The sequence below is a fragment of the Haloferax sp. ATB1 genome (assembly GCF_000730175.1).
Map to the genome: position 1 here is coordinate 1 of NZ_JPES01000049.1, position 24,794 is coordinate 24,794.

The window sequence follows — 24,794 nt, forward strand, 5'->3', positions numbered from 1 at the left end:
ACGGGGTCCGGACTCCCGGCCCGGCAGACGGCCACGCCGAGGGCGTCGCCGTCCCAGTGTTCGGCGAAGAGTTCGGCGGCGTAGTCGGCGGTCATGTACTGGTCGCCGTCGACCTCGACGCCGCGGCGACCCTCCCAGTCGACCTTGATGTCGAGGTAGACGAGCGTATGCAAGCCGAGTTCGCGGTTCGCTTCGAGGGAGTCGACGACGCTCTTCGGCACCGGGTCGCCGCCGTGAACGTACGGGAACGGGAGCGTCACGGCTTTCCCGAAGCGGTAGTTCTGGAGTCCGGTCAGACCGCTGGCGGCGGACTGGGCGGTCACACCGTGGATGAGTCGCGTCTCGATACCGCGTTCTTCGGCTCGGAGGCGCAAGTCGACGTGCGTGGTCGAAATCATCGTGTCGCCGGCGGTGAGGAACGCGACGTGGTCGTCTTCCGCGGCGTCGAGTATCGGTTCTGGGTCCTGTTCGACGCCGGCGCGGTCGCGGACCTCGATGTCGATGTCGTGGTAGGATTCGAGTTCCTCGACGGTCGCGCCGACGAGGTGACTCGTGTAGAACTCAGCGAAAGCGCGGTCGGCGTCCGCGAGCGCCTCCCGCCCTTCGACGGTGATGGAGCGCTCGTCGTACAGACCGAGACCGATGAAGGTGAGCATGTTCGTGTTCTGTCGCGGGCGATGATAAGCGGCGTGACCTCCGGTGAGTCGGCCGATACCCATTGTGTGAGATTACCCAACACACTTTATTGTAGTGGAGGAAAATATTACCTCCGTATGTCAACCGATAGTCGTACACTAGAGACGGAGATGTTCGGACGCGCGGTGCGATTCGACTACTCGGAGCGGTGGGTAGGCTACTCGCTTTTCCTCCTCAGAGTAGTGATGGGGTGGACGCTGTTCCAAGGTGGCATCACGAAGCTCGTGACGTACCTCGATGCGGACCCCTCGAACAACTGGACTGCGGCGGGCTACCTCGCCAACGCGATTCCCGAGGGGAACCCCCTAATGGGGCTGTGGAGTTCGATGGCGGGGAGTCCGCTCATCGACATGCTGAACATGTGGGGCTTGACACTCGCTGGATTAGCCCTCATCCTCGGCGCATTCGTCCGGTTCAGTGCCTTCTGGGGCGCGGTTATGATGCTGTTCTACTGGGCAGCAGCGCTCGAAGGCGGTATCCTCGCGGGGCTTCCGCTGGCCCACGGTTGGGTCGTCGACGACCACATCGTCTACGCGGTGTTGCTGTTCGGCCTCGGCGCGTTCGGCGCGGGCCGCATCCTCGGCGTCGACGCCTACCTCGAAAACATGGAGTTCGTGCGGCGTAACCGGTGGATGAGTCTCGTTATGGGCTGACTTCCACGCGGCGGCGACCACTTTTTTGAAGTCTCTCGCGGACGGACCCGACGGAACTTTCTCGACTGCCGCGTTTCGTTCGACTGATGTCGATTCCTCGTGCGACAGTTTCCTGTCCGACGTGCGGCCTCGAAGAGCGCTTCTCGAAGCTCGCGGACGCGCGTCTCCGAATCGAAGAACACCGCGCGGAGACCGGACACGACCCCACGTGGGAGTTGGGTCGGTTCGCACCCGGTGTGGAGAAGATGGGCGACGACGCGGGCGTGTGCGGCGTGAACCCCGGCACGGACCGCTGAGTCGGTGGACCGCAGACTCGAATTCTGTCCCTCCCCCCGTCGAGCGTCGAGTCAGCGGATATGAGATTCATAACAATACGACATTCCCTCGAACGAGTGGGTATGTGGTGCGAACGCTGCGGACGAGATACGACGGTCCGGAGACACGCGGTAGACGAGTTCACGGGATTCCTCTGTAGCGACTGTCGCGTGGTGTGGGACCGATTTACGTCGGCGTAATCGGTGGGCCGGACCCGAACTCCCCGGCGTCGTCGCCGATAGCTACTTTTCGACACGGTCGATAGCTGTGTCCGATGGTCAACGGAACACGAGTCGCGGCTGTGGACGATGTCCCCGAAAACGGGTCGTACCTGTTCACCGCGGAGGACGCGTATTCGCGGACGAAAGAGCTCATCCTCGTCCGGTGCGACGACGGGCCGGGCATCGAAGCGTGGCCGAACACGTGCACTCACGAGAATCAGCGGTTCGACCGCGGGACCGGCGCGGCGATACGTGACGGCGAGATTATCTGTCCGAAACACGGGTCGATGTTTGACGCCTGTTCCGGTGCATGCGAAAACGGCGAAGCGGCAGGTACCGCTCTCCCGGACGTGGACATCGCAGTCGCCGATGGCGACGTTTTCCTGACCGACGACGAGTACACCTATCTCTACGAGGGCGCGGCGGAAAACGGTGAAGACGAGGACGACGACGAAGACGACGATATCCCGAGTTCGACGTCACACATCGGGTTTTGAGCCGTTCCCAGGACGGTTCGGTCGCTATTGCACCGTTCCGAACGGCGGTATACTGGTCACCTACTGGTCAGCGCCGTCCTCGTCGAGAACCCCGTGGTACGGGCAAACGAACTCGTCGCGGATGAGCTGTGCGTCGACGCGTGGTGAGACACGAGAGGGGTGGTGAGGATGAAGAACGAGTTTCGGCGGAAGCGTGGTACTCCACACGTCAATGAGCATCCCGTCGAACACGCTGTAAAACCCGAACCGGAGACCTTCGTCTCCGGGGTTGAGTTGTGGGATGGTGAAGGAACCAGTAGAAGCCGGTGGAGGGGATTGTGAACCTCACTTGCAACGCTCCGCGTTGCTCGCTGGCTCAAATCCCTCCACGCGAGGCTCTTCAATCGTACTGTGTTCGGTAGAAAGAGCCGGTGGAGGGCTCTCAACTGAACCTTTACCAGCCCATCGGCTGTCGATTATCTCATGCCTTCCGACCCGAAGCAGTCGGTCGCGACCCTCCGGAAGAAACTCCGGAACGGAACCCGCGGCGGCTGTGACCGCGACCGCGAACTCCTGCTCGATTTCTCGGACGAACTTCGCCTGCTGCGCGAAGACTACGGTCACTACCGACACGAGAAGCTCCTCAGACACAACGTCCGCATCAGCGAGAACGCGGACGCGTGTCTCCACGAGACGCTCGTGCGGGAACGCGACGGCGATGCCGACGACGAGGAGACGTTCTACGACGCCAAGGACGCCGCGAAGGTCGTCGTCCGCTGGATTCACGGCACCTACGACATCGAAGACGGCTCCCAAGAGACGAACCGCGACTACCGCGTCGCCTTCCGGCTCTTCGCGAAGCACGTCACCCGCGGGGACGACATCCCGGACACGCATTCGTGGATTTCGACGAAGACCAGCCGGGACTACCAGCCCGAACCCGACGAGGCCGACATGCTTGACCTCGAACGCGACGTCGAGCCGATGATCGAGGCGGCGCGGAACCCCCGCGACAAGGCGCTCATCGCGCTGCAGTTCGAGGGCGGCTTCCGCGGCGGCGAACTGTACGACATGCGCGTCGAGGACATCACGGACGGCAAGCACTCGCTGAAGGTCCGCGTCGACGGGAAGCGCGGCGAACACGACGTCCACCTCATCGTGGCCGTCCCGTACGTCAAGCGCTGGCTGGCCGAACACCCCGGCGACCACGAAGACTACCTCTGGACGAAGCTCACCGAACCCGAGCGGTTCAGCTACACGCGCTTCCTCCAATGCTTCAAGGCCGCGGGCAAGCGCGCCGAGATTCGAAAGCCCGTCACGCCGACGAACTTCCGGAAGTCGAACGCCTACTGGCTCTCGACGCGCGAGAAGTCCCAAGCGTTCATCGAGGACCGACAGGGGCGCGCCCGCGGGTCGCCCGTCATCTCCCGGTACGTCGCGAAGTTCTCCGGCGAGACCCAAGAGATTCAGTACGCGGCGATGCACGGCCTCGAAGCCGTCGAGACGGAGACGAAGGAACTCGCGCCCGTCACCTGCCCGCGCTGTGAGAAGGAGACGCCGCGGGAGCGCGGCTTCTGTATCCATTGCAACCAGTCGCTCGACATCGAGTCGAAGGAACTCCTCGACCGCATCGGCACCGCCATCGACGACAAGGTGGTCGAGGCGGACGACGCCGACACTCGCCGAGATCTGCTGCGCGCTCGGCGGACACTCGACGAGCGCCCGGCGATGATGGACACCGAGGAGCTTCACGAGTTGGCCTCTCGATTCTCTCTTTCCGACGAAGCCTGAAGCGCGATTTCGAACACGCGCCCGATGTCGTCGTCTTTGAACTGCTCGTAGAGTCGTTCGAATAGCTCGCGCTCCTCTTCGGTCAGGGTGTCGCGCGGCGGCGACTCGGCGCGGCTCATGGGTCGACCCTCCGGTTGGGGACGGTGGGGACAGTCGCGGCGTTCACCGTCCTCGTCGGGCCCGCGGTTGGCCGCCCGGCCGTGGCCGTACTCCGTGCGGTCCGGGCCGACGGTGATCCAGAAGCCGCAGACCGTGCAGTAGGCGGTGTGGTTCGGGTTCGTGACCGGGACGAGGTGGTCCGGGAGGTCGGTATCGGCGTCCTCGTCGACGTCGGCCTCGAAGCGCCCGCAGTTCCCCCGCGGCGGGACGGCCTCGGTAGGAATCATTCGTCGCCTCCGGCGAGGTTGTACTTGCGGACGATGAGTCCGTCGCGGAACTCGCTGGCGCGTTCGGCGGCGGCTTCCAGCGCGGTCGCGAGTGCCCGGGCCTGTTCGGGCGTGAAGGTCGTCGCCGTACTGAGGCTTCGGAACTCCTCGCCGACCTCGAAGACGACCGAGCCGTGAGCGACCTCGACGTAGAGGTGGTTCACGCGGTCTTCGACCTCTGCGGAGATGCTTCCCCTGACGGTCGTCGATTCGATGTCGAGCGTGACGGCGAGTTCGTTCGCGCCGGCGCTCGCTTGCGCGTCGGGGACCGGGGACTCCCAGTCGCTCATCGGTTGCCTCCGGTGAGGTCGCTCGCGCGAACGAATCCGAGTTCGCACCCGCACGGGACGACGGTGTGGCTGCCGGGAGCCGAGGTGGTGAAGCCCTCGATGGGCGTGGTGCAGACGGGGCAGTTCGATTGGTTCGGTGCTGCTGCTGGCCGTGTGACCGACGAATTAAGTCGGTCGTGCGTGTATTCGGACATGGCTTCGGAAGTCTCGATTCGGAAGCCACGTGGCGGGTGTTCCAGCACCCGTCGCACTCTACTGCTGTGCGAACATGGCTTCCAGTCCCTCGTTATAGTCTATTCTACTTAACCGTTACTCAGAAAGTCTTAGTGAAAGCACTTGATACCTGAACGACTATCTGTGAAGTCTTGTTAGATACCAGTAATCGGTGCAAATATGCCAATAGTAGACTCTTCATCTGATAACATGCGCAAGGCCGCTGAGTGGATGGTCCCGTCCGATGACCGAATCTTGGAACTGATTCGGGAACACGGGAATCTGACGCCGCAAGCGATTAACGAACTTGGTGGCCCTGTCCCCGATCACGCGAGCACTCGTTGCTCGAAACTCGTGAAACACGGTCTCCTCACTCGAATCAGTCGAGGTCTCTACGGCATCACCGACGACGGACTCGCGTACTTGGACGAGGACCTGGACGCCTCGACGCTGGAGCCTGTCGACGACGAGTAGTTGTTTTTGTGATGTCTCGCTGTTCGTGAGCACGGCATGCTAACTGAGGCCGGTTGCTTAGAAAGGGATGATTGGGTCGTGTCCGGATTGGCCGAACCACGTTGTCCGATTTTTTAGCTTCCGTCGACCCCCCGGGGGTTTCGGGTGAATTGGGGGTCGACGGAAACACTCATCAGAATTCAGTACACACGGTTCTTCACACCCGCGGATTCGGGTAGGTTTCAGACGAACCCTTGTGGGGTTGAAGCACGCTGTCTGACGACACGCTGTCGATGAAGCGTCTCGTTTCAGACGAACCCTTGTGGGGTTGAAGCAATGTGCGTCTCACGAAGTGGTTTGAACCATATTGTTTCAGACGAACCCTTGTGGGGTTGAAGCTAACGCTTCGAACGCGCGAGCGCGTCCAGTGGGCCATGTTTCAGACGAACCCTTGTGGGGTTGAAGCGCTATACGGCGCGAGAATCGTGACGGTGAGTTCCAGGTTTCAGACGAACCCTTGTGGGGTTGAAGCACAGGAACCCGCCCCCGACGGTGAACGTCCCGGCGGTTTCAGACGAACCCTTGTGGGGTTGAAGCTCGATCTTGAACGCCGTCGCGAGGCCGTCGACCATGTTTCAGACGAACCCTTGTGGGGTTGAAGCCCGATTCACTCGGTCGCCGAGGTTCGATGGTTCGACTGTTTCAGACGAACCCTTGTGGGGTTGAAGCAAAGACTACGCTGCCGAGAACGGCTACGACATCTCGTTTCAGACGAACCCTTGTGGGGTTGAAGCGCCGAGTCGCTCTGGCCGGTCGGTGTCGGTGTGAACGTTTCAGACGAACCCTTGTGGGGTTGAAGCGCGGAGGATGCGCTCCATCTCGGGGACGCCGATGCGTTTCAGACGAACCCTTGTGGGGTTGAAGCACAGACAGCGGCGACCCCCAAAAAGCCACGTGTGTTGTTTCAGACGAACCTTGTGGGGTTGAAGCGCGAAGTCGAGGCCGGCGTACCACTCCAGGGCGTCGTTTCAGACGAACCTTGTGGGGTTGAAGCGACGTGGAGGACGCCGGCACGCCGGTCGAAGTCAAGTTTCAGACGAACCCTTGTGGGGTTGAAGCCACAACGATGCGCACTTCGGCGCGGGTGCAGGGAGCTAGTTTCAGACGAACCTTGTGGGGTTGAAGCAACCTCTCGCACTCTATCCTCGCGACGCCGAACGTCGTTTCAGACGAACCTTGTGGGGTTGAAGCACCGCGAACGTGACGACGCCGACCGAGACGACCGTCGAGTTTCAGACGAACCCTTGTGGGGTTGAAGCCGGAATACGCGACGGCGTCCGAACGTCCCCGAGAGTTTCAGACGAACCCTTGTGGGGTTGAAGCGTGACACGGCCGTTGTTCGCGAGCTCGACAAGGAGTGTTTCAGACGAACCTTGTGGGGTTGAAGCACCAGACGAGGCCAGTTCGGGCGGCCAACCGGCGGCGTTTCAGACGAATCCTTGTAGCGTTGAAGCGCCATGTTGAGCGTCCTCTCGCCCATCAGGACGGTCGTTTCAGAAGAGCCCTTGTGGGGTTAAAGTCTCGATCCGATTACGCTCGCATCGGAGTGAGCAGCCCCAGTTTCAGACGACCCGTTGTGAGGTTGAAGGGACCTGGCGGCGCTGACGCCGAACGACCTGATACTGTTTCAGACGAACCCCTGTGGTGTTGAAGCATCCCGGTGATGCTCGGTATACTCATCTCCGTGGCTAATTTCAGACGACCCGCTGTGGGGTTGAAGCCAGTTGTTCGGGACGTTGAGTCCGAAATGGGACATCGTTTCAGGCGAATTCTTGTGGAGTTGAAGTCTCATCCTCGGGGAGCGCGCCGAGACTATCTTCGGGTTTCAGACGAACTCTTGTGATTGAAACGTCACGAGAGACGAGAGGTCCTCGATGGCCTGCTAGGTTTCAGTCGAACCGTTGTTGAAGATTACGCGCTTGATGACCGGTCTTATCATGTCGTTTCAGCTGTCCCTTGTGGGGTCAACGCTGACCACTACCGATTCTCAACTCATCGGTAAATTTTAACTTCCTCGGACTGAAGCCTTCGTAAGAGCATTTATTAGAGAGACCCGTGAGCCATGAAATTCGACCCAAGTGAACTGTCTGGTGATACAGACGAGATTATCTCGTTGTTCATCGATTATATCACACGGACAGATGAGGAGATTGAAGACGAGAAAGACCGCGGTCAGCGGAAGACACAGGTCAAAATCTTCCTCGCGAACAACCATGGTTTTGAATTGGGTTCACTAACCGACGAGATTGAATACCTCGCCCAGACAGAGGGTCTTTCCGAGTACATTCAGCGGTATATTACTGAGCACAATTTTCACGAGGACCGCCTCGGTGACGATGTCTCGTACGTCGAAATCGACACACCGAAACGAGCTCGCACGGACCAGTTTGTCTTCATCGACGATGGCGATTACCTCCGAGTCATTACTGCGGAACGTCGGAAGTGGACGGAAAAAACTGTTGAGAAGCTCATCCAGTATCTCCCGTCTCTAGAGCGAGTCTTCCTCACGCCGTCTGATCTGGAAGATATCGTTTCGGATTTGTACGGAACGTCAGTTGCGGGATTCACAGCGAAGTATCACTCGTACAAGACGGACAAACGGGCCAGTATTCGCTTCCATGGTGGGACGGACGAAGACCTCGAAAAAGTCGAGAACGTCTTCGACGCGAAGCCGACGAGGTTGGAATTCAACCAACGAAATAGTCCGGAGGCGGCTGTTCGGAGTTCGGTCGCACAAGAGGGTCACTTCACGTTCTCCAGCGTCCGCCCTGGTTCGGAAGATCGTGGTGCGCAGACGCTCGAAGAACTCTCGAAAGGCTTTGAAGCGCACGACGAGCAGAATTACAAGGTTGAGCACAGACCGGTCCGAGAGACGTTCAAAAACGGGCTCACAATCGAGGGGGGAACCACGCTCAGACTGATCGACGATTCGGAGGACTACTCGCTGGAACAAGATACTGCGGACTTCCTTGAGGAGCGTATTCTCGACCACAAACGGAGGTACGAATATTCCGTCTGGGAGCACGGGAATTACTTCGTCTTCGACAAAGACACCGGTGAACCGTTCGAGATCACGGTTGAAGATGAAGACATCCATCTCCACGCAAAAGAGACTACCACGTCCACTACATTCCGAAACTTCTGTAGCTTAGTCTTCGAAGAGTTCGACTCAACATATTCTCTGGAAAAGAACTCTCGGAGGCTGAAGGCGTAAGATGACCGAACAGTGGGTCAAACAACAGCGTGAGGTCGATTCCTACAACCTCTTTTTCAGCTCTTTCGATGGGCTCTCGGGTCACGAAGCCCTGTCAGATTTAGGCTACCGGCTTGTCGGGAATTTCGTCACAGTCGCCGATTCTCGCCGGCAAATCGAAACCGAACCCGACTTCGTGCTGTTCGATGGTGAAACCGCTCTCCTGATAGAGATTAAGTCTGGGACGAATATCAACACCCGAGATATTCAGCAGATGGAGCGGTGTAACGAACTCAGCTACGAGAGTGTCGTTGATTTCCTTCGCGATGCCGAGTTTGAGGCACAGTTAGATCCGAACGAACTGAGTAGCGTTGAACCAGTTATCGTCTACTATTCTGACTTCCTTGATGAGTGTCGAACCTCCCCTGGTTGCTTGGATGCACTAAACGAACTAAGTCAGTACTGTACTGTCCTTTCTCAAGGAAAAGGAGAGGTACTCAAAATTGAGGAGGGTGGATTTGAGAATAGTGAGCTTGACTCGCTTCTTCGCGAAGGCATCCAACTCCCGAAGTTGGTTGATAAGAAGATATACTTGACTGAGAACGCGAACCGAGAGATACTTGCGTATTCTATTGCGCACGACCTTGTGCTGAATAATCTGGGGAAGAATGACCGAATTTCAATCTCACCGTCGGATGTCATGGAACGCTACCGTCACAGGGAGATTCCACTCGAGAAAGTTCGGGATGCATTACGATTTTTAGAGAAGATTGGCGGCTGTCGTCAGAACGCTGATGGGGAGTTTGTGTTCGGGACTCATCACCTCGGAAACCTATTGCAGGTCCAAGCAAAACTGGAACAGACTCGAGTGAAAGATTATCTTGATGGCGAAGAGGCAAACCAGATGAGTCTAGGAGAGTTTGCTCAAGCGACAGAGACGAATGGTGGGTCAGAAAACTAGTACCACACTACGACATTTTCACTTTGTCTTGTTCTTTCTCATCAGAGAAGCACTCACGAGCTCTCGACTAACATCGTCTTCCAACTCTGCTGTCGCCCTTGGTTCTCAATTCTCTTCGACCCCCCGGGGGTTGGATGAATTGGGGGTCGACGGAAACACTCATCAGAATTCAGTACACACGGTTCTTCACACCCGCAGATTCGGGTGGGTTTCAGACGAACCCTTGTGGTGTTGAAGCATAGGTGTGTGGTATCGTATGGCGTTGCCACTCATGGTTTCAGACGAACCCTTGTGGTGTTGAAGCCCCGGGTTTGGCCGGGCGGCCGTCCTCGAGGCGACGCGTTTCAGACGAACCCTTGTGGCGTTGAAGCAACGAGCACGTGGCGGCCGCGATAACGAACGAAGAGGTTTCAGATGAACCCTTGTGGTGTTGAAGCCCGAACGCTTGGACCGGAGACAAGTCGACTTCCGCAATTTTAGACGGACCCTCGTGGGATTGAAGATTCTTGAGCGCCGAGTAGCCTTCTGCGCGTATCGAACGTTTCAGACGAACCGTTGTGGTGTTGAAGCATGCTCGACATCCGCCGTGCAGGATGGGAGAATGGGTTTCAGACGAACTCTTGTGGTGTTGAAGCGAGCTGACGCATCGGCACCGCGCCTGACCGGAACGGTTTCAGACGAATCCTTGTGGTGTTGAAGCCCGAACGCTTGGACCGGAGACAAGTCGACTTCCGCAGTTTCAGACGAGCCCTTGTGTAGTTGAAGCATCGTTATCGTGCTGGTGGTCGTCATTGGGTACTTGGTTTCAGACGAACCCATATGGGTTGAAGTGAGTAGGTCACGGAACCGCCGGATGTCGTCGCGGCGTGTTTCAGATGACCCGTTGTGGGGTTGAAGCATTCCGGTGATGGTTGGTGTACTCATCTTCGTGACTATTTTCAGACGAGTTCTTGTGGGGTTGAAGTGCGGAGGAGGACGGCATCCTCGGAGACATGGACAGTTTCAGACGACCCGTTGTGGGGTTGAAGCCGCACGGTCGAAACGTTTGATCCCGAAAAGCAGGAGTTTCAGACGACCCATTGTGGCCTTGAAGTGACCCGTTCCCGACCACGCGGGAGGATGCGAAGGCGTTTCAGACGAACCGTTGTGGTGTTGAAGCGCAGCGATCAGCCTCGCGACCGCGTCGGCGTGCAGTTTCAGACGACTCGTGAGGTTGAATCCCTACCGAAGTCTCCTACACAGACCTACGTTTTGCTTCTTTGCACAGACATCTCCATCTACTCTACTGCGAGAAAAGATATTTGTGTGAGAAACATGATGTGTTCTCTGAATCAATGAAATGTAAACCCAAAGTCAGTAGCGTGCGAGCGTAGGAGATGCGACTGTTAACTCGACTCCGCGCTCGGAGCGACGCAGCCTACGATAACGCGTATCACCACAAACTTCGGGGACGAATTTGGCGTGCCTTACGAGGCACCAAATACGACGAGTATCACGATGCAGATCGTCCAGTTGGGTTCAGTTACAGCAATCCGTTCCCTCCATACGATATGGAAGAAGGTGACGAGCGAACCTTGCTCGTCGCCGCCCCCCAGGAAGACCTCCTCGCAGAGGTGGCTGAGGACTTCATCACGGACCGTGAACTGAACATCGGGGAGATGCCGTTCCACATCGACGAGATGACCAGTATCTCACCAGACGTCGGTGAACCTGGAACATCGGGAACGATCGAGTCTGGAACGGGACTTCTCGTGCGAATTCCACCGTGGCGTGCAGACGACTACGGCATCGAAAAAGAGGGTGAGCAGGCAATCTTCTGGCGACCAAAACACTCGATGGAGCCGCTGAAAGTGCAACTCGAGAACAATCTAGACAAGAAGCACAACCTGTTCTGCCCAGAGTACCTCCCTGGCCCGTCGGACACGGAGTACGACCTGTTCGACTCCTACGAGTTGATCAAGACGTTCGCCATCCCGGTCACCGTCTCACAAGGTGAAGAGTTCACGTACGTCCTGAGTAAGTGGAAGTTCGGATACACCGTTCGCGACGACGACCACCGACGCCACCTCAATCTCGCGCTCGATACTGGATTAGGTGAAAAGAACGCGCTTGGCCTTGGCTTCATCAACATCTCCGACCATGGCAAGTGAGGAAGCAACGACGGCGGTAAGCCGGTTCCAGAACCGAATCCCAGCGTCACTATACGAGGTTGCGTGGCAGTACTCGCTGTTCGACTGGTATGCTGCGTCGCAGTCCTCTGCAATCGACTGGGACCTTGCACCTGAGCACCTCGCCTACCTGACGCCACGCGCTAAGAGTGGACTCTTCGGTAAAGACGACAGCCTCGTCGTCGTGTACGCTGACTTGTCTGATCCGACCTCACCGACGCTTCGGTCTGACGAAGACGGAGGTCCGGTCGAAATTCGGACCTACACCGCGCCTGAGCGTTTTCGAGTCGGTCACTCGTACCCAGAAAAGAAGACGAGTAATATGACCGATTATTCGATTACGACTCACAAGAATGCGGATGCACACCATATAGCTGGACTTCGCGACGACGGGTGGGGAACGAATAACATCCAAGATCGGTTCACTACGTGGGCGCAAAGCGAGTACGCTGAGCAGGTCCGAGATGAAGCTACTGACGAGGATGCGGCCGTCCTCGAAGCGCTCGGTGCCATCGGTGACGATGAGGAACTGATGGACCACCTCGCGGACTCGTTCCTCAATCTCGTTGAGAGCGAAGACGAAGAGATTGATGCGCTCATTACCGTCGCTGTCCGCCTCCCGGAAGAGAAGGAGTATAAACTACCTGGCGAAGTCGGAGTCCTCAACGACGTGATGCGTGCAAAGAAGGCATCACGCTTAGAGAACATCTCTGTCGATGATGCGAGTGGTGCCGGTACTGGTTACGTTACTGGGAATGACGGTACCGTGACCGGTGGTTCTCCTGGCTTGTTCGGCATGAACGGGAAACTCCAGCGGGAGCACATCCCGAACCTCGACCCACATGGGACCGACGCGTGGCGTGGACGTCCACTCGAATTCGACACCGCTGCGGCTATCGCAGCAGCTAACTCACTATTTGAAGACTTCTTCCGCGGTCTCGGCCAGAACCGGCGGTTGTACGTGCTGCCGTATCTCGCTGCTCGTCGTGACGAACTCACTCCAGAGATGTTCACATGGTTCCACGAGCGCGTCTACGAGCGACTACAATCAGCCGAGACGGGTAGTGAGGGTGACTTCGATGACGTCGTAGACCAACTCTTTGCCGACGCGAACCGCGTCGACAACACAGGAGTCTCAAAAGCGTCCAACAGTCAGAGCCCTTTCGAAAACGACTCCAAGACAGACGCAACAGACGTCTGGGACCACGTTCGGTTTGCTGTCGTCCACCAGGTGACGGGGAATCCGGACCGGGTCTTCTTCGGTACGCTAGACGGAGTCGAACCGGTTGTCGAACTGGACAACGCACATAGCCGAGTTGTCGGCTCAGAAGCGTTCGTGGATGACGGAATCTTCCACAACAACCCCACCCCAGATTCCAGCCCATTGCTAGGGACTGAGACCAATCGCACTCGGTACATGCTTTACGGTGGGTACTTCCAGCGGACAACTGAACCAACCCGAACCAGCCGCAAGGCGAGTGAAACTCCCGGTGCAGGGGATATCGACGACAGTCGGATGAGTCGAGTCCGAAACTTACTGACAGACTCAAAAATCGACGCTCACGAACTGTTGGTGCAGTATATCCACCAACTCGTCCAAGATCAACGTGAGCAATTCGGTAGTGGCGACGACTACATTCCGTTCCCCAAACGGAGCGTCGTCGAACAGTATGTACAGCTCCGCGCACTCACCTCCGTGGGTGCACTAGATACCAAGAACACGTTCTCGTTCACATCCACACCCATGACCAACCAGACCACAGACCGTAACGCTCGCCTCGACTCGTTCATCGAGAGTCACGATGCCCTAAACGATGACCCCGAAGTCGCAGTATTCACTCTCGGAGGTTTAGTTGGCCGAACATCGGCCTACCAAAGCTACAAGGAGGTTTCTTCGACCCTCATTCGCCGCTACCCAGTAGATTACCTGACCAAGCAAACGGTGAAAGAGGTCACGAAAGAAGTCCTCCAGATGAACAACTCCTACGCGGAGGCTGACGGCGAGCGATCCTACTGGACCGACAGCCGGTACACAGAGCGACTAACAGAGACGATGCTCACCGTTGACCCCACGGATTGGAGTCTGAGCGAAGCCGAACTCCAGTGGCTCTACAGCCTGGGTATCGCCTACGGCCTGAGCGACCAGAGTATGCAAACCGACGAGGATAGTGACGAAACCGAAGCCGAAGCCACCCCCAACCAATGAGTTCAGAAACGACAGCCGACATCGATGGAACCGACAGCGTGACCAACCGTTCGGAGATCGTCTTTGCGTACGACGCAGAAGACACCAACCCGAACGGAAATCCACTCTCAGCTAACGATAAACCTCGAATCGACGAGACTACTGGTGCCGCCGTCGTAACTGATGTCCGCCTCAAGCGATACCTTCGGGACCAGCTCGACGATGACGGGTACGGTATCTACATCCAGAATCCATCGAAGAGTGACTCTGACTCGGTCCTCGATCGAGATGCTCTGTTCTCAGCAGTCACCGGACAAGACAAGGATGAACTCGGTGAAATGACTGGAAGCGAGGCAGCCGATGCCTTCCTAATGAACGCTATCGACGTTCGATACTTCGGTGCCACCGGTTCGTTCAGCAAGAAATTTAGAGACGTACTGGGTGAGGGGTTCCCAGGACAATTTATTGGACCTGTCCAGTTCAGCCACGCACGAAGTCTGAATACGGTAGTCCAGAAGAGCGAGACGAAACAACTCTCGACAGTCGTCTCGAGCGGGGGTGATGCCCAGCAAGGAACATTCGCTACCGACAACCGCCTACAGTACGCGTTTATCCCGTTCCACGGTATTGTCAACGAGGTCGGTGCCGATGACACCCGACTGAGTCAGACCGACGTTGAGCGACTTGATACGCTGCTATGGCGTGCTGTGAAGAACCAAACGCTCACTCGGTCGAAGATGGGTCATCAACCACGTTTCTACCTCCGTGTCGAGTACGACACCGACGCGTTCCACATCGGCACTCTCGACGATGGTTTGGAACTCACACAGGACTTATCTGACACAGAACTGCGCAACATCACCGATGTCGTCCTCGGTATCGACGGACTGTTAGCTGACCTCGAGGCGTATCGTGACCATATCGCCTCTGTATCGGTTACTGCTGATCGTCACCTCACGGTCGAAGCTGCCGGTGAGACTGGTGGACCAGATCACCTCGTCAAGGCGCTCGAAGATGCTGTTGGCGCTGAGGCAGTTACTGAGGTCGACCCATACGCCTAATGGTGACAACAGAGTTGGATGTCGCCGGCAGGGCGTGTCTCTCGTTTACGGTCTCTGGACCGTGGGCACACTTCCGTCGAATCGACACCACGACCGAGAAACTCACCTACCGGGTGATTCCACGGACGACCGTTGCCGGACTCGTCGCAGCGGTGCTTGGGGAGCCACGCGACTCCTACTATGAGACGTTTTCCCGATCGAATTCGGCAATCGCCATCTCGCCAGAGTGTACGCTAGAGACTCAGTCAATTCCCCAACTCACGCTCCCTGCGGCAGATGGCCACATCAAAACCGCAAAGGGCCTTTCTGGAAAGTCTGTTATCGATCCTGCAGAGATTGCTAAGGAACGGAAGCGTCGAACCTTTGAGTATGTCGTCGATGCAGCCTATCGAATCGATGTTATTCTTGAGGATGGTGAGACGTTTGACCGCCTCCGAGAGTTCCTCGAAACAGGTCGGTCTACTTATGGCCCATTCCTCGGGAAGACGGAGTGTCTCGCCACAATTTCCGATGTCTCTCACACGATAGTGGAAGAAGACGGTGATGACGAGGCAGTTAGTTCTACTGTACCTGAGGAGTATGTCGTTCCCGAACCAGGGACACCACTTCGAATGGAGCGGTCTCCTGCGTATATGGCTGCCGACGAGACAGGACGAAAGACCACAGGGTTCGTTTCCTACGGCTATACACCCGGTGGAGAGTCGCTTCGAGCACCTGGTGCCCCGGTGATGACTGTAGAAGACCGGTCTGTCTGCTTCTTGTGACTGACCAGAGTCCCCTCTCAGGATATCTCGCCCGACCCGGTCAGTCACTAGAAAAACATCTTTCGGGGGTAGATACTGCAGGAGCGACGCTCATTGACGATGGCGGCCAAACGGCATTTGGTGACAACTGGAGCGAGGTCATGCGGACTCTCGCATGGACTCACGATATCGGTAAGCTTACTGAATACTTCCAAACCTATGTTCGAACAGGCTCTCGCGCAGATGCCCCCAAAGCCGAGTTGACCTATCACGGACGGTTTGGTGGGTTCGTAACGTTGCTCGCACTCGCAGCCCAAGGTATGTCAAAGGAGACGGCCGCTGCGGGATTTTTTGCGGTTACAAAGCACCACTCAGTACTGCCGAATATGCGGTCCACTATCAACGAGTATGGGGGGACCAACCGACAGCACATCACCGACCGCTACGACAACGCTCAAAGGCAACTCGAAAATGTCGATTCGACAGCGAGCGAAGCAGCAGACGTGGTTCTCAAACGAGCGACGGGAGGTACCTTCGGATGGTTTGATTTCACTACCCAAGGGCTTGAAACTGTGCGAGCAGCTCTTACTGATATTCGACAGAGTGGATTTACTGAGTCGTTCTATGGATGTACATTACGAGCTTGGGCAACCCTTGTTGCCGCTGACAAAAGCGATGCGAGTCGTTTGGCTGACGCTAGCTCTTTTAGCGAGATACGCCGTCCCGACAGTCGGGCACTTGATGGAATGGTTCGTGGCCTCTCTAAAACCACACTCGACGACGGGAGTACTGCGGCTACGTACCTCGAGACACCGAACAAGCGTCTACCTGGCCGAGATACAAGTCTCGAACAGCGACTAGCTGCGCTTCGTACTGCTTCGAATGAGCGGGCCAAGTTGGCACTCCAGAATCACCATGCAGCCGGTGATCGCGTCTTCGAGATCACACTTCCGACTGGGTTTGGGAAAACCTATTCCGGTCTTCGAGCAGCGCTCTCACTTGCGGATAAACTCGACAGTCGAGTCGTGTACTCGCTCCCTTATACCTCGATTATCGACCAAGTCGACAAGGAGATCCAAGACGTGTTTGGTCTTTCTCCACTCGATCCCGAGTACACTATCCATCACCATCTAGCGGATACACGAACGATTCTTGAGTCTCCGAGTAGTGGGAGAGAGACGCTACACGCAGAGTCTTGGCGCTCTGGGCTCATTTTGACGACGTTCACCCAATTATTCGAGAGTGTGGCGGGACCACAGAACGTCCAGTCGATGAAACTCCCAGCACTGCAAGACAGCGTTATTCTCATCGACGAACCACAAGCACTATCGCTTGACTGGTGGGCGCTTCTTGGACGATTGACCGAATATCTATCTGACGAGTACAACGCAACGATAGTATTCATGACCGCCACACAGCCTCGGATTCTTGAACATCTGGACGGCCCGGATCCAAAACCATTAGTTAATCTACAAGACGACTGCGCTGCCCTCCTCACCGACGCTCCACGCGTCACATTCCAACTCCACGAGAGCCTTCAGCAACATCTTGATACCAATAAAACTGAACCGTTGTCGTTAGCGGATGCAGCCGATGAACTTGATGACGCTGTTGGCGAATCAACGAATCTACTCTCTATTGTGAATACTGTGGGGTGTGCCGCAGAACTCTCCGAGCATCTTACTGAAGACCGATTAGCACTCGGCGAAAAACTGCTCACGTATCTGCAGTCCACCAACGGCCAGTTCGATGCGGAGAGTTATCTGGCGTACCTGGCTGAGCATTACCCCGACACAAGCAGTCTTGTTGTCTCACTCACGACTCGGCTACGACCGATTGACAGACAGGCACTACTTCAGTGTCTTAGCCGCATCCTCGATACAGAGACAGAGACGCCCTTCGACAACATACCCACGATAACCGTATCTACACAGTTGATCGAGGCTGGTGTCGACATCAGCTTCGACCGACTGTATCGTGATTACGGGCCAATTCCAGCGATCGTACAAGCAGCAGGACGATGTAACAGACGCTTCGGTGGACCAGCGGCATCCGTAACGATTTGGCGACTCGATAGCCCGAACGGCGCTGACTACATCCCGAGTCAACTCATCTACGGACAGCGGTCACTACTACGCCCAACGAGAACAGCGCTCGCTGAGCTTCGTGGTCATAGTGCGCAGACGACGCTATCGGAATCACAGATGCTCACACTTGGTGTCGAAACGTACTACGAAAATCTGCACAACCAGCGACGAACCGCAGAAAGAGGAGATGGACTGGCTACCGCGTTTGACCAAGCAGAGGGAGAGAAACTACGCAACGCCTCGGTTGTTAGTCAAGATTTCGCCACGCAAGATGTGTTCGTCTTGGTCACCGATGATGACGTCACCACTCACGAATCGTATGAACAAAACCGTGCCAGCCAAAATTGGGTACGCGCGAAAGATGATTTTCAGCAACTCAAGTCCACGCTTGTCTCTGTCCCAGTAAAAGAGGAATCGCAAGGTGACCAACCGCTCGTCGTTAAGGTCGGTGACTACTCTGAGGACTACGATATCAAATCAGGTCTTGGTGTCATCCTTGATGGATTTAGTGGAGACCTCGAAGTGTAAGCTGATGGCTCAGATTCGCGATATTCGTATAGAACTGGTGGCAGCCTCTCAGTACAACTAGTGGTCTGGTTCTGTCGTGAGCCTTTGAGGAGACGTTGGAAGAGACAGTTGAACACCCGAATCTGAAGCGAAAAGTGAGCTACCAGTACCTCCTCAGGTTAGAGGCATACAAGCTGAAGAAGCACCTCGTCGCGGGCGAACCGTACGAACCGTTTGAGCGGTGGTGGTGATGTACGTCGTTCTCGTGTACGACATGGAAGCAGATCGTACTCAGAAGATGCTTCGTCTTGCGCGGCGATACCTCACCCATGTTCAAAATTCAGTACTTGAGGGAGAGATCTCGGCCGGCGACCTTCAAGAACTCCGTGGCCGGATCGAAGACTTGCTAAAAGACGGGGAATCGGTCGTCTTGTACGAATTGTCTTCGGACTCATTACTTAACCGGACAGTGTACGGCCAGGACCCGACTGAAGATTCTCGGTTTATCTGAAGGTAGTTTCCATCGACCCCCGGGGGTTCAGGGGTGATTGGAGGTCGACGGAAATTCTATGTATTAGGCAGCCATTTTGGGGTCTGAGGCCCCTGAATTGGGTATGGTTTCAGACGAACCCTTGTGGTGTTGAAGATCTGGGCAGACCTCCTCGCACACAGGTCGGGTTCGCGTTTCAGACGAACCCTTGTGGTGTTGAAGAGACGCTGTTCGGAGTGCCTCTGCGGTCGTCGACGCGTTTCAGACGAACCCTTGTGGTGTTGAAGAGACGGTGGATGGATAGCGAGCACAAAATCAGTCCGGGTTTCAGACGAACCCTTGTGGTGTTGAAGAGACAACGTCGCCATCCTCGACGGCGTCTGCCCGCTCGTTTCAGACGAACCCTTGTGGTGTTGAAGAGCGTTCTTGAAGTCGCGAGCTGTGGACGACGAGTTCGTTTCAGACGAACCCTTGTGGTGTTGAAGACGGAGGCCACACCACTGAGTGCCGGGCCGACGACTGGTTTCAGACGAACCCTTGTGGTGTTGAAGAGTCGCCTACCAGAAGCCCAAGACGTCGAAGCGTTTGTTTCAGACGAACCCTTGTGGTGTTGAAGAGAAACCGAGCAGCGCACCATCACCCGAGACGAACTGTTTCAGACGAACCCTTGTGGTGTTGAAGAGTGCTCTGGGGAGTCTGGACGTTCGGGACACTCAAGTTTCAGACGAACCCTTGTGGTGTTGAAGAGTGTTCAGGCGAAGCAGGTTCTGGAACGCGTCAAGTTTCAGACGAACCCTTGTGGTGTTGAAGAGTCTCGACGTTGTCGTAGGTCCGGTTGATGTATCGGAGTTTCAGACGAACCCTTGTGGTGTTGAAGCAGCACGTGCCGCAGCACGAACATGAGGAACGCGAGCGTTTCAGACGAACCCTTGTGGTGTTGAAGCAGGATATCCCGGCCGCCGAGGGTAAACTGTGAATCGTTTCAGACGAACTCCTGTAAGATTACACTCGGTTGACGAACTAGAACTATCTCTTAGAGGACGAGACGGGTAAAGCGTATTTTCTATGTAGTCAATGCGTCCTCAGACCCATCACCAAACGAACAGTATCCTTTGGGCCACCTATATTTCCAACCTAGTAGATATATGTTCAAGCGTCTCGTAGAGCCAAGTATGCCCGACGAAGATCAGAACGACTCCCGAAATTCGATGACCCGTGGTGAGCGAATCCGCGCCGCCGCCCGAACGCTCCAAACGCCTCGGACTGCGTCGTGGGTCGCGAACGAGACAGAGACCTCCGTCAAAACGGCACAGAAGTACCTCGACCAACTCGTCGAGGACAACGTCCTCCGGAAGATCGAACAGGGGGATCAGACACTCTACTGCGTTGACCAGCTGATGGCGACCTACCGAGAGGTCGCAGCACTCCAGCGAGAACACAGCCGCGAGGAGTTGACGGATGCTCTTGATTCGATGCGGAGCAAGATTACGGACTGGAAGCAGTCATACGACGTCGAGACACCAGGAGAGCTTCGAGCAAGTATCGCAGACGCCGACGATGACGACGATGTTGAGACACGTCGCGAAGTCGCTAGTGAATGGGAACACCTTGCTGACCGTATCTCTATCGTCCGGGCGGCGCTCACCGAGTACGACTGGGCGACCAAGCGAGATTCCATCTCCGCGTGACGAAATGGGGTTATCAGGAACTATCGACAGTTCGGTCTACGAAGGGTTGAAAGACGTCCTGCAGCGACATCCTGCGATCACGTCAGTAGCTTACGAACCGAATAGTATCGTCAAGAAGTTCATCCAAGCACAGGTCGACCCCAATCGGGTTGTGCCGACGACTGGTCCAAAGCCACCGACACTCGACGTTGAGTGGCGGTTCGTTGGGGACGACCCGGCGTTTCGGGTACATTACGCAGACCCGAATACTGGATTCAACTGTGGGTGGCATCGCGACGACGATCACCCTGAACTCGGAGCAGTTCACTTCCAGCATTATGTTCCGGAGCTGGGAGAGACCAACCACGAGCCTGCACAGTTTGAGAAGCAGATTCCGACAGAGATACTCTGGGCTATTCTGGATCAGTTGTTTCAGGAACGACTTCCAGAGCTCACAATGGAGTAATTAGAGCTGGAAGACGAGCGAAACCACGGCGATGACCACTGAACTATCGAGCTACAAGATCAGGTACAGACCGACTCGAGAGACGTTCAAAAGCGGATTCACGATCGAGGGTGGAACTACGCTCAGGCTGAGTAATAACTCGAGGGACGACAACCAGAAACGAGATACCGCGGACTGCCTCGCGGAGCGCATCCTTGACCACGAACGAAGGTACGAGTATTCTGTCTGGGAACACGGGAACTACGTCGTCTTTGACAAAGACACCGGCGAACCGTTCGAGATCACGGTTGAGGTTGAAGATATCTATCTCCATGCAAAAGCAACGACCACGTCTACGACGTTCCGCAACTTCTGTAGTTTAGTGTTCGAAGCGTTCGACTCGGCCTATGCTCTGCAAAAGAACTCTCGAAGGCTGAGGTCGTGAGATGGCTGCTGTCTGTTAGATTGGGTACCCTGATCTGCCGTTGGACTCCCGGCCCCAGACATTTGTTCACCTATGCTCAATGGAAATATTGGGAAGCCTTTTTTACTGCAATTCTACAACTAACGGCCGTCATGAGTAGTGTGAATCGGTCTAATTTCGTTGTTGACGAGGTTACTCCACATAACATCTGGTTGAAGATGGAGGGCCAGTCAGCCATCTCTGTCGCTGTTGAGCGGACCGATAGCGCTTACTCAAACCAATTGGCAGAGTCGATTGAAGACCTGGAAGAAGGCGATAGGATCGAAGCTCAATTAGAGAGCAAAGATAAGCTGAACACTGTCTGGCGTTTTGACGACATCTCTGAGGAAAGACAACTCACTCCATAATCTTCGACAGCAACTGAGTGACAGGCCCGCTACCAGCTGTCTTCTCTACGTCGTCTGACTGTTGTTGTGGCTGATATGCCGTTAAGAAGTCTACCAGCAGGTATTCGATGAACTCTTCTTCATATTCTTCGGTCAGTTCCCAGAACAGGTAGCTCGTTACTGCAGTTCCAAGAATAAGTAACGGAGTGGGATTCCACAATTCCTCAATAACTGGTGTCCACGGAGTGACACCGACAATTCCATAGATTGGATTGAGAACGCCACTCAGGAGTTGGCCAAGCCAACTCACAGTTAGCAGAACAGTTATGAAATAAAACGCAATCCAGAGTCCTCGATGGAAGTTCCGTATCGCTTGAAAACGGAGTGCCCTTGGCGATGTCTCAAGTCGTTCGAGGTCGCTCGAAATCAGATGCAGTAAATCGCTATAGAAGTCTCCGCGATTCTCATCAATGTCGTTCAATTGGTACCGTTCAATACAGATCTTCCAGACACGAGATGTGAGATGAATGTTGCCTAGTAGAGGTCGGTCTCTCTTGATTCGAATTAACAGCAAGGCTTCAACGTGTGCTCTGAGAAACCGAGCGACTCCACGTCGTATGGTAGACCGTATAGAGCCACTCAGGATGCCCTCATCATCTATCTCTTCTGTGAACTCTCTTTCAAGATCTGCTTCGATATCTTCGATGGTCCTCGACTGTCCTCCGATCCAGGTATAGATATCGTGTAAGCGGGGATATCGTGTCGGATAGTTATCAAAGTCCAATTCGGATGGGGAGAATTTGCCCTCGAACGACTGAATATAGATGATTGTGTTCTTGAATGATTCCCGTTTGCCGATTGCTCTCGCAGAGTAACTCTGGAGAAGATGGCCGACAGAGAATCCTACAATGAACAATAGGAGGATGCCGTTTACTGGAGCAGACAATATCTCAGAGAACCGGTCTGCAGGTAACAGTACAGAAACTCCTGCAAGAAAGATTGCACCAGGTATGAAGTTCCCGAGGAGATCGAAAACCGTGAGATCGCTAAACAGTCTGCCAATCGGCATGTTTACTGCGATTATATTTGTACAGTCTATTAATACTGTCTGGTGGCTAGAATCACAACCCCCACATACCGCCGCCCGTTCGTCTCCCCTCGCGCTTCTACCAAGTTGTAATCGGCCAACTTCTGCAGGTCACGCCGAAGCGACCGCGCCGCTCGTTCTTCACCCGATTCCTCGATATAGAGCGGCCGCAACTCACCCATCTTCAGCGGCCCGTGCTCACGAACGAGCTCCAACAGCGTCGCTTCGTGAATCTTCAACTGACTCGTCGTCTTCTGGCGTAACTCCCCACGCGCCAACGGAACTGCCTCGTCGACGACGGCCGACGTGATCACGTCATCACCGGCCAACTTCGCGGCTCGATAGAGCGACCGAATCGACACGCGAGCATCACCGGCGGCGTGGTCGGCGATTCGTTCGAGGATCTCCGTCGGCACGTCGTACTGCAGTCCCTCGCGAACTCGCGCATCGAGAATCTCGACCAGCTCCGAGACGCGGTAGGGTTCACAGTAAATCCGAACGCCCGAGCGGAACCGCGAGTGAACCCGTTCGTCCATCGAGGCGAACAGCTCTTCTTCGCGGTTCGTGATCAACACGAGCGTCAACTCTGGAATCGCATCCAGACTGTACAGCAAGTCCGTCTCGTCCAGGCGGTCGACTTCGTCGAGGATGACGACGTACGGTTTGTCGATGGACTCCCGAAGCCGGGTCAGGAGCATGTCATGGGCCGTCGAGTGTCGGTGGAGGTCCCACACCTTCCCGACCTCCGAGAGAATGTCGTAGAGGACGACCCACGGCCGGTGGTCGTCCCAGCAGTTGACGTACTTCGTGACGACGTCGGCCTCAGTTTGGAGCTGCGCGAGTCCGAACCGCGCGGTTGTCGTTTTCCCCACGCCGGAGGGTCCGGTGACGATGGTGTTCGAGCCCGACTTACCGTCGAGAATGGGTGAGAGAGCCGTCGAGAGGAGATTTAACTCGTGGTTCCGGTGGACGAGATCGGCGGGCACGAAGGCGTCAACGTCGAATACTTCCTCTCGGGCGATCATTTTGCTGGAGATATCGATGTGGGGGTACTTAATCGGTGATGAGGGCTGTCCGAATTGGCCGAATCAAGTGTCTGTACACCCACAATTTCTCCCGGAACAACACGTTCGAATCGCAATTGAATCGCGGATGTGTGGGGTCGAGCCGAATCACAGTCGTTTCACGACGCAACCGAACGAACCACCATTTCGAGTCGAGAGACCCCACAACTGGCAGTAGCGACGAAAGCGAGGGTGTTCAGAACGCGTCGAACCAGCACACATAGGTGATGCGATACACCCGAAATCGGGACGCAATCGCGTTTTGAAATCCCCCGATACACCCCACTTTTGTTGGGGTGTACCGGCGATTCGGATGTTTGAGGGGATTGATTCGACTTGCTCAGGTGCCGTGTGAGCGGCGTCAAGACACGTGTTGTCGAAGCTACAAAGCCGAGAGAGGGCGCTCTAACCCACAAATCGAGGGATTGGGATTCGTTTCGAATGTGGGGCCCTCGTTTTCCCCGGCGAATTTCTACACCCTTGGTCGGGAATTATCGGGTACACCCTTGCGGGAACTTGGCGTCCATGTACACCCGTGAATTCCGGGGGTGTAGCATCCCTCAACCCGAAATCAGTGTTTGAAAAGGGTGTAGAAAATCCGACTCCAAGATCATGAACACCGATGATAGATACTGTGTCTAACGAGAGCTATGAATCAGTTCCACTGGTGGCCAGCGTAGGGAGACGATCGACCTTCCATTCAACAACTCGAACAACAACATCGGTGCTGCTG

General features: G+C 55.8%; 24 protein-coding genes, 1 pseudogene and 2 CRISPR repeat arrays. Of the genes and pseudogenes, 18 read left to right on the plus strand and 7 right to left on the minus strand.

Annotation, left to right across the window (positions count from 1 at the left end):
• Positions 1 to 656, minus strand: a 656-nt coding sequence (dph5, locus tag ATB1_RS08180) for a diphthine synthase (RefSeq protein WP_042663204.1), incomplete at its 3' end; no start/stop codon positions are given.
• A gap of 150 nt (positions 657 to 806) precedes the next feature.
• On the opposite strand from dph5, the gene ATB1_RS08185 reads away from it, so the two are divergent.
• The 3 genes from ATB1_RS08185 to ATB1_RS08195 all read left to right on the plus strand — a co-directional run bounded on the left by ATB1_RS08185 (position 807) and on the right by ATB1_RS08195 (position 2,382).
• Positions 807 to 1,349, plus strand: coding sequence for a DoxX family protein (locus ATB1_RS08185; protein WP_042663205.1), 543 nt, complete (start codon positions 807 to 809; stop codon positions 1,347 to 1,349).
• An 86-nt stretch (positions 1,350 to 1,435) separates the two neighbouring features.
• Complete coding sequence (locus ATB1_RS08190; RefSeq protein WP_042663207.1) at positions 1,436 to 1,645, plus strand: hypothetical protein; 210 nt, start codon at positions 1,436 to 1,438, stop codon at positions 1,643 to 1,645.
• Between the two features lie 293 nt (positions 1,646 to 1,938).
• Positions 1,939 to 2,382, plus strand: coding sequence for a Rieske 2Fe-2S domain-containing protein (locus tag ATB1_RS08195; RefSeq protein WP_042663208.1), 444 nt, complete (start codon positions 1,939 to 1,941; stop codon positions 2,380 to 2,382).
• A 60-nt stretch (positions 2,383 to 2,442) separates the two neighbouring features.
• On the opposite strand, the gene ATB1_RS23120 is transcribed toward ATB1_RS08195, so the two are convergent.
• Positions 2,443 to 2,601, minus strand: a complete 159-nt coding sequence (locus ATB1_RS23120) for a hypothetical protein (RefSeq protein WP_241768142.1) — start codon at positions 2,599 to 2,601, stop codon at positions 2,443 to 2,445.
• Positions 2,602 to 2,844: 243 nt separating this feature from the next.
• On the opposite strand from ATB1_RS23120, the gene ATB1_RS08200 reads away from it, so the two are divergent.
• Positions 2,845 to 4,152: a tyrosine-type recombinase/integrase gene (locus ATB1_RS08200; RefSeq protein ID WP_042663210.1), complete on the plus strand. Its 1,308-nt coding sequence runs from the start codon at positions 2,845 to 2,847 to the stop codon at positions 4,150 to 4,152.
• Here ATB1_RS08200 and ATB1_RS23125 read toward each other — a convergent pair.
• From ATB1_RS23125 to ATB1_RS08220, 3 genes are read right to left on the minus strand one after another with little or no spacing between them, the layout of a single operon-like run.
• A complete protein-coding gene (locus ATB1_RS23125; protein ID WP_241768143.1) occupies positions 4,110 to 4,538 on the minus strand; it encodes a hypothetical protein in 429 nt (142 codons plus the stop codon). The genes ATB1_RS08200 and ATB1_RS23125 overlap by 43 nt on opposite strands.
• Positions 4,535 to 4,867, minus strand: coding sequence for a hypothetical protein (locus ATB1_RS08215; protein ID WP_042663213.1), 333 nt, complete (start codon positions 4,865 to 4,867; stop codon positions 4,535 to 4,537). Before ATB1_RS08215 ends, ATB1_RS23125 begins: the two co-directional genes overlap by 4 nt.
• Positions 4,864 to 5,061, minus strand: a complete 198-nt coding sequence (locus tag ATB1_RS08220) for a hypothetical protein (RefSeq protein WP_042663214.1) — start codon at positions 5,059 to 5,061, stop codon at positions 4,864 to 4,866. Before ATB1_RS08220 ends, ATB1_RS08215 begins: the two co-directional genes overlap by 4 nt.
• A 229-nt stretch (positions 5,062 to 5,290) precedes the next feature.
• Here ATB1_RS08220 and ATB1_RS08225 point away from each other — a divergent pair, with 229 nt between their 5' ends.
• The 14 genes and pseudogenes from ATB1_RS08225 (at position 5,291) to ATB1_RS08285 (ending at position 21,931) form a co-directional block, all read left to right on the plus strand.
• On the plus strand, positions 5,291 to 5,554 hold the full coding sequence (locus tag ATB1_RS08225; protein ID WP_198526063.1) for a type IV toxin-antitoxin system AbiEi family antitoxin domain-containing protein: 264 nt from the start codon (positions 5,291 to 5,293) through the stop codon (positions 5,552 to 5,554).
• 218 nt (positions 5,555 to 5,772) lie between these two features.
• Positions 5,773 to 7,508: direct repeats of the CRISPR family, unit length 30 nt; unit sequence GTTTCAGACGAACCCTTGTGGGGTTGAAGC.
• A gap of 147 nt (positions 7,509 to 7,655) precedes the next feature.
• The gene (locus ATB1_RS08230; RefSeq protein ID WP_042663218.1) at positions 7,656 to 8,807 is read left to right on the plus strand and encodes a hypothetical protein; all 1,152 of its coding nucleotides are present in this window, start codon (positions 7,656 to 7,658) and stop codon (positions 8,805 to 8,807) included.
• 1 nt (position 8,808) lies between these two features.
• Positions 8,809 to 9,747: a hypothetical protein gene (locus tag ATB1_RS08235; protein ID WP_042663220.1), complete on the plus strand. Its 939-nt coding sequence runs from the start codon at positions 8,809 to 8,811 to the stop codon at positions 9,745 to 9,747.
• Between the two features lie 1,376 nt (positions 9,748 to 11,123).
• The gene (cas6, locus tag ATB1_RS08240) at positions 11,124 to 11,897 is read left to right on the plus strand and encodes a CRISPR-associated endoribonuclease Cas6 (RefSeq protein ID WP_082256348.1); all 774 of its coding nucleotides are present in this window, start codon (positions 11,124 to 11,126) and stop codon (positions 11,895 to 11,897) included.
• Positions 11,887 to 14,121 (plus strand): TM1802 family CRISPR-associated protein, encoded by a 2,235-nt coding sequence (locus ATB1_RS08245; protein WP_042663223.1) that lies wholly within the window; start codon positions 11,887 to 11,889, stop codon positions 14,119 to 14,121. The genes cas6 and ATB1_RS08245 overlap by 11 nt, the downstream gene beginning before the upstream one ends.
• The gene (cas7b, locus tag ATB1_RS08250; protein ID WP_042663224.1) at positions 14,118 to 15,161 is read left to right on the plus strand and encodes a type I-B CRISPR-associated protein Cas7/Csh2; all 1,044 of its coding nucleotides are present in this window, start codon (positions 14,118 to 14,120) and stop codon (positions 15,159 to 15,161) included. The genes ATB1_RS08245 and cas7b overlap by 4 nt, the downstream gene beginning before the upstream one ends.
• Entirely contained in the window at positions 15,161 to 15,925 is a 765-nt protein-coding gene (gene cas5b / locus ATB1_RS08255) for a type I-B CRISPR-associated protein Cas5b (RefSeq protein ID WP_052367883.1), read from the plus strand. The genes cas7b and cas5b overlap by 1 nt, the downstream gene beginning before the upstream one ends.
• On the plus strand, positions 15,922 to 18,519 hold the full coding sequence (locus tag ATB1_RS08260) for a CRISPR-associated endonuclease Cas3'' (RefSeq protein WP_082256349.1): 2,598 nt from the start codon (positions 15,922 to 15,924) through the stop codon (positions 18,517 to 18,519). The genes cas5b and ATB1_RS08260 overlap by 4 nt, the downstream gene beginning before the upstream one ends.
• 80 nt (positions 18,520 to 18,599) lie before the next feature.
• Positions 18,600 to 18,749, plus strand: a pseudogene (locus tag ATB1_RS21535) (subtype I-B CRISPR-associated endonuclease Cas1); the annotation flags it as partial.
• The gene (cas2, locus tag ATB1_RS08265) at positions 18,749 to 19,009 is read left to right on the plus strand and encodes a CRISPR-associated endonuclease Cas2 (protein WP_042663225.1); all 261 of its coding nucleotides are present in this window, start codon (positions 18,749 to 18,751) and stop codon (positions 19,007 to 19,009) included. The pseudogene ATB1_RS21535 and the gene cas2, both read left to right, overlap by 1 nt.
• Before the next feature lie 106 nt (positions 19,010 to 19,115).
• Positions 19,116 to 19,997: a CRISPR direct-repeat array (repeat unit 30 nt; unit sequence GTTTCAGACGAACCCTTGTGGTGTTGAAGA).
• Positions 19,998 to 20,160: 163 nt separating this feature from the next.
• On the plus strand, positions 20,161 to 20,676 hold the full coding sequence (locus ATB1_RS22375) for a hypothetical protein (protein ID WP_082256350.1): 516 nt from the start codon (positions 20,161 to 20,163) through the stop codon (positions 20,674 to 20,676).
• A gap of 46 nt (positions 20,677 to 20,722) precedes the next feature.
• Entirely contained in the window at positions 20,723 to 21,121 is a 399-nt protein-coding gene (locus ATB1_RS08275; RefSeq protein WP_241768144.1) for a hypothetical protein, read from the plus strand.
• Positions 21,122 to 21,152: 31 nt separating this feature from the next.
• The gene (locus ATB1_RS08280; RefSeq protein ID WP_042663228.1) at positions 21,153 to 21,545 is read left to right on the plus strand and encodes a hypothetical protein; all 393 of its coding nucleotides are present in this window, start codon (positions 21,153 to 21,155) and stop codon (positions 21,543 to 21,545) included.
• Positions 21,546 to 21,676: 131 nt separating this feature from the next.
• A complete protein-coding gene (locus ATB1_RS08285) occupies positions 21,677 to 21,931 on the plus strand; it encodes a hypothetical protein (RefSeq protein ID WP_049968224.1) in 255 nt (84 codons plus the stop codon).
• Here ATB1_RS08285 and ATB1_RS08290 read toward each other — a convergent pair.
• The gene (locus ATB1_RS08290) at positions 21,921 to 22,979 is read right to left on the minus strand and encodes a hypothetical protein (protein WP_042663232.1); all 1,059 of its coding nucleotides are present in this window, start codon (positions 22,977 to 22,979) and stop codon (positions 21,921 to 21,923) included. The two genes, ATB1_RS08285 and ATB1_RS08290, sit on opposite strands and share 11 nt — an antisense overlap.
• Before the next feature lie 29 nt (positions 22,980 to 23,008).
• The gene (locus tag ATB1_RS08295) at positions 23,009 to 24,022 is read right to left on the minus strand and encodes a Cdc6/Cdc18 family protein (protein WP_042663234.1); all 1,014 of its coding nucleotides are present in this window, start codon (positions 24,020 to 24,022) and stop codon (positions 23,009 to 23,011) included.
• Between the last annotated feature and the right edge of the window lie 772 nt (positions 24,023 to 24,794).

Bases quoted from the DNA above. Each gene is read 5' to 3' on its own strand.
- ATB1_RS08290 (WP_042663232.1), bottom strand. From the start codon at position 22,979: ATGCCGATTGGCAGACTGTTTAGCGATCTCACGGTTTTCGATCTCCTC.
- ATB1_RS08190 (WP_042663207.1), top strand. From the start codon at position 1,436: ATGTCGATTCCTCGTGCGACAGTTTCCTGTCCGACGTGCGGCCTCGAA.
- ATB1_RS08245 (WP_042663223.1), top strand. From the start codon at position 11,887: ATGGCAAGTGAGGAAGCAACGACGGCGGTAAGCCGGTTCCAGAACCGA.
- ATB1_RS08220 (WP_042663214.1), bottom strand. From the start codon at position 5,061: ATGTCCGAATACACGCACGACCGACTTAATTCGTCGGTCACACGGCCA.
- ATB1_RS23120 (WP_241768142.1), bottom strand. From the start codon at position 2,601: ATGCTCATTGACGTGTGGAGTACCACGCTTCCGCCGAAACTCGTTCTT.
- ATB1_RS08235 (WP_042663220.1), top strand. From the start codon at position 8,809: ATGACCGAACAGTGGGTCAAACAACAGCGTGAGGTCGATTCCTACAAC.
- ATB1_RS08195 (WP_042663208.1), top strand. From the start codon at position 1,939: ATGGTCAACGGAACACGAGTCGCGGCTGTGGACGATGTCCCCGAAAAC.
- cas5b (WP_052367883.1), top strand. From the start codon at position 15,161: ATGGTGACAACAGAGTTGGATGTCGCCGGCAGGGCGTGTCTCTCGTTT.
- ATB1_RS23125 (WP_241768143.1), bottom strand. From the start codon at position 4,538: ATGATTCCTACCGAGGCCGTCCCGCCGCGGGGGAACTGCGGGCGCTTC.
- ATB1_RS08230 (WP_042663218.1), top strand. From the start codon at position 7,656: ATGAAATTCGACCCAAGTGAACTGTCTGGTGATACAGACGAGATTATC.
- ATB1_RS08280 (WP_042663228.1), top strand. From the start codon at position 21,153: ATGACCACTGAACTATCGAGCTACAAGATCAGGTACAGACCGACTCGA.
- cas6 (WP_082256348.1), top strand. From the start codon at position 11,124: ATGCGACTGTTAACTCGACTCCGCGCTCGGAGCGACGCAGCCTACGAT.
- ATB1_RS08225 (WP_198526063.1), top strand. From the start codon at position 5,291: ATGCGCAAGGCCGCTGAGTGGATGGTCCCGTCCGATGACCGAATCTTG.
- ATB1_RS08185 (WP_042663205.1), top strand. From the start codon at position 807: ATGTTCGGACGCGCGGTGCGATTCGACTACTCGGAGCGGTGGGTAGGC.
- ATB1_RS22375 (WP_082256350.1), top strand. From the start codon at position 20,161: ATGCCCGACGAAGATCAGAACGACTCCCGAAATTCGATGACCCGTGGT.
- cas2 (WP_042663225.1), top strand. From the start codon at position 18,749: ATGTACGTCGTTCTCGTGTACGACATGGAAGCAGATCGTACTCAGAAG.
- cas7b (WP_042663224.1), top strand. From the start codon at position 14,118: ATGAGTTCAGAAACGACAGCCGACATCGATGGAACCGACAGCGTGACC.
- ATB1_RS08215 (WP_042663213.1), bottom strand. From the start codon at position 4,867: ATGAGCGACTGGGAGTCCCCGGTCCCCGACGCGCAAGCGAGCGCCGGC.
- ATB1_RS08285 (WP_049968224.1), top strand. From the start codon at position 21,677: ATGAGTAGTGTGAATCGGTCTAATTTCGTTGTTGACGAGGTTACTCCA.
- ATB1_RS08200 (WP_042663210.1), top strand. From the start codon at position 2,845: ATGCCTTCCGACCCGAAGCAGTCGGTCGCGACCCTCCGGAAGAAACTC.
- ATB1_RS08295 (WP_042663234.1), bottom strand. From the start codon at position 24,022: ATGATCGCCCGAGAGGAAGTATTCGACGTTGACGCCTTCGTGCCCGCC.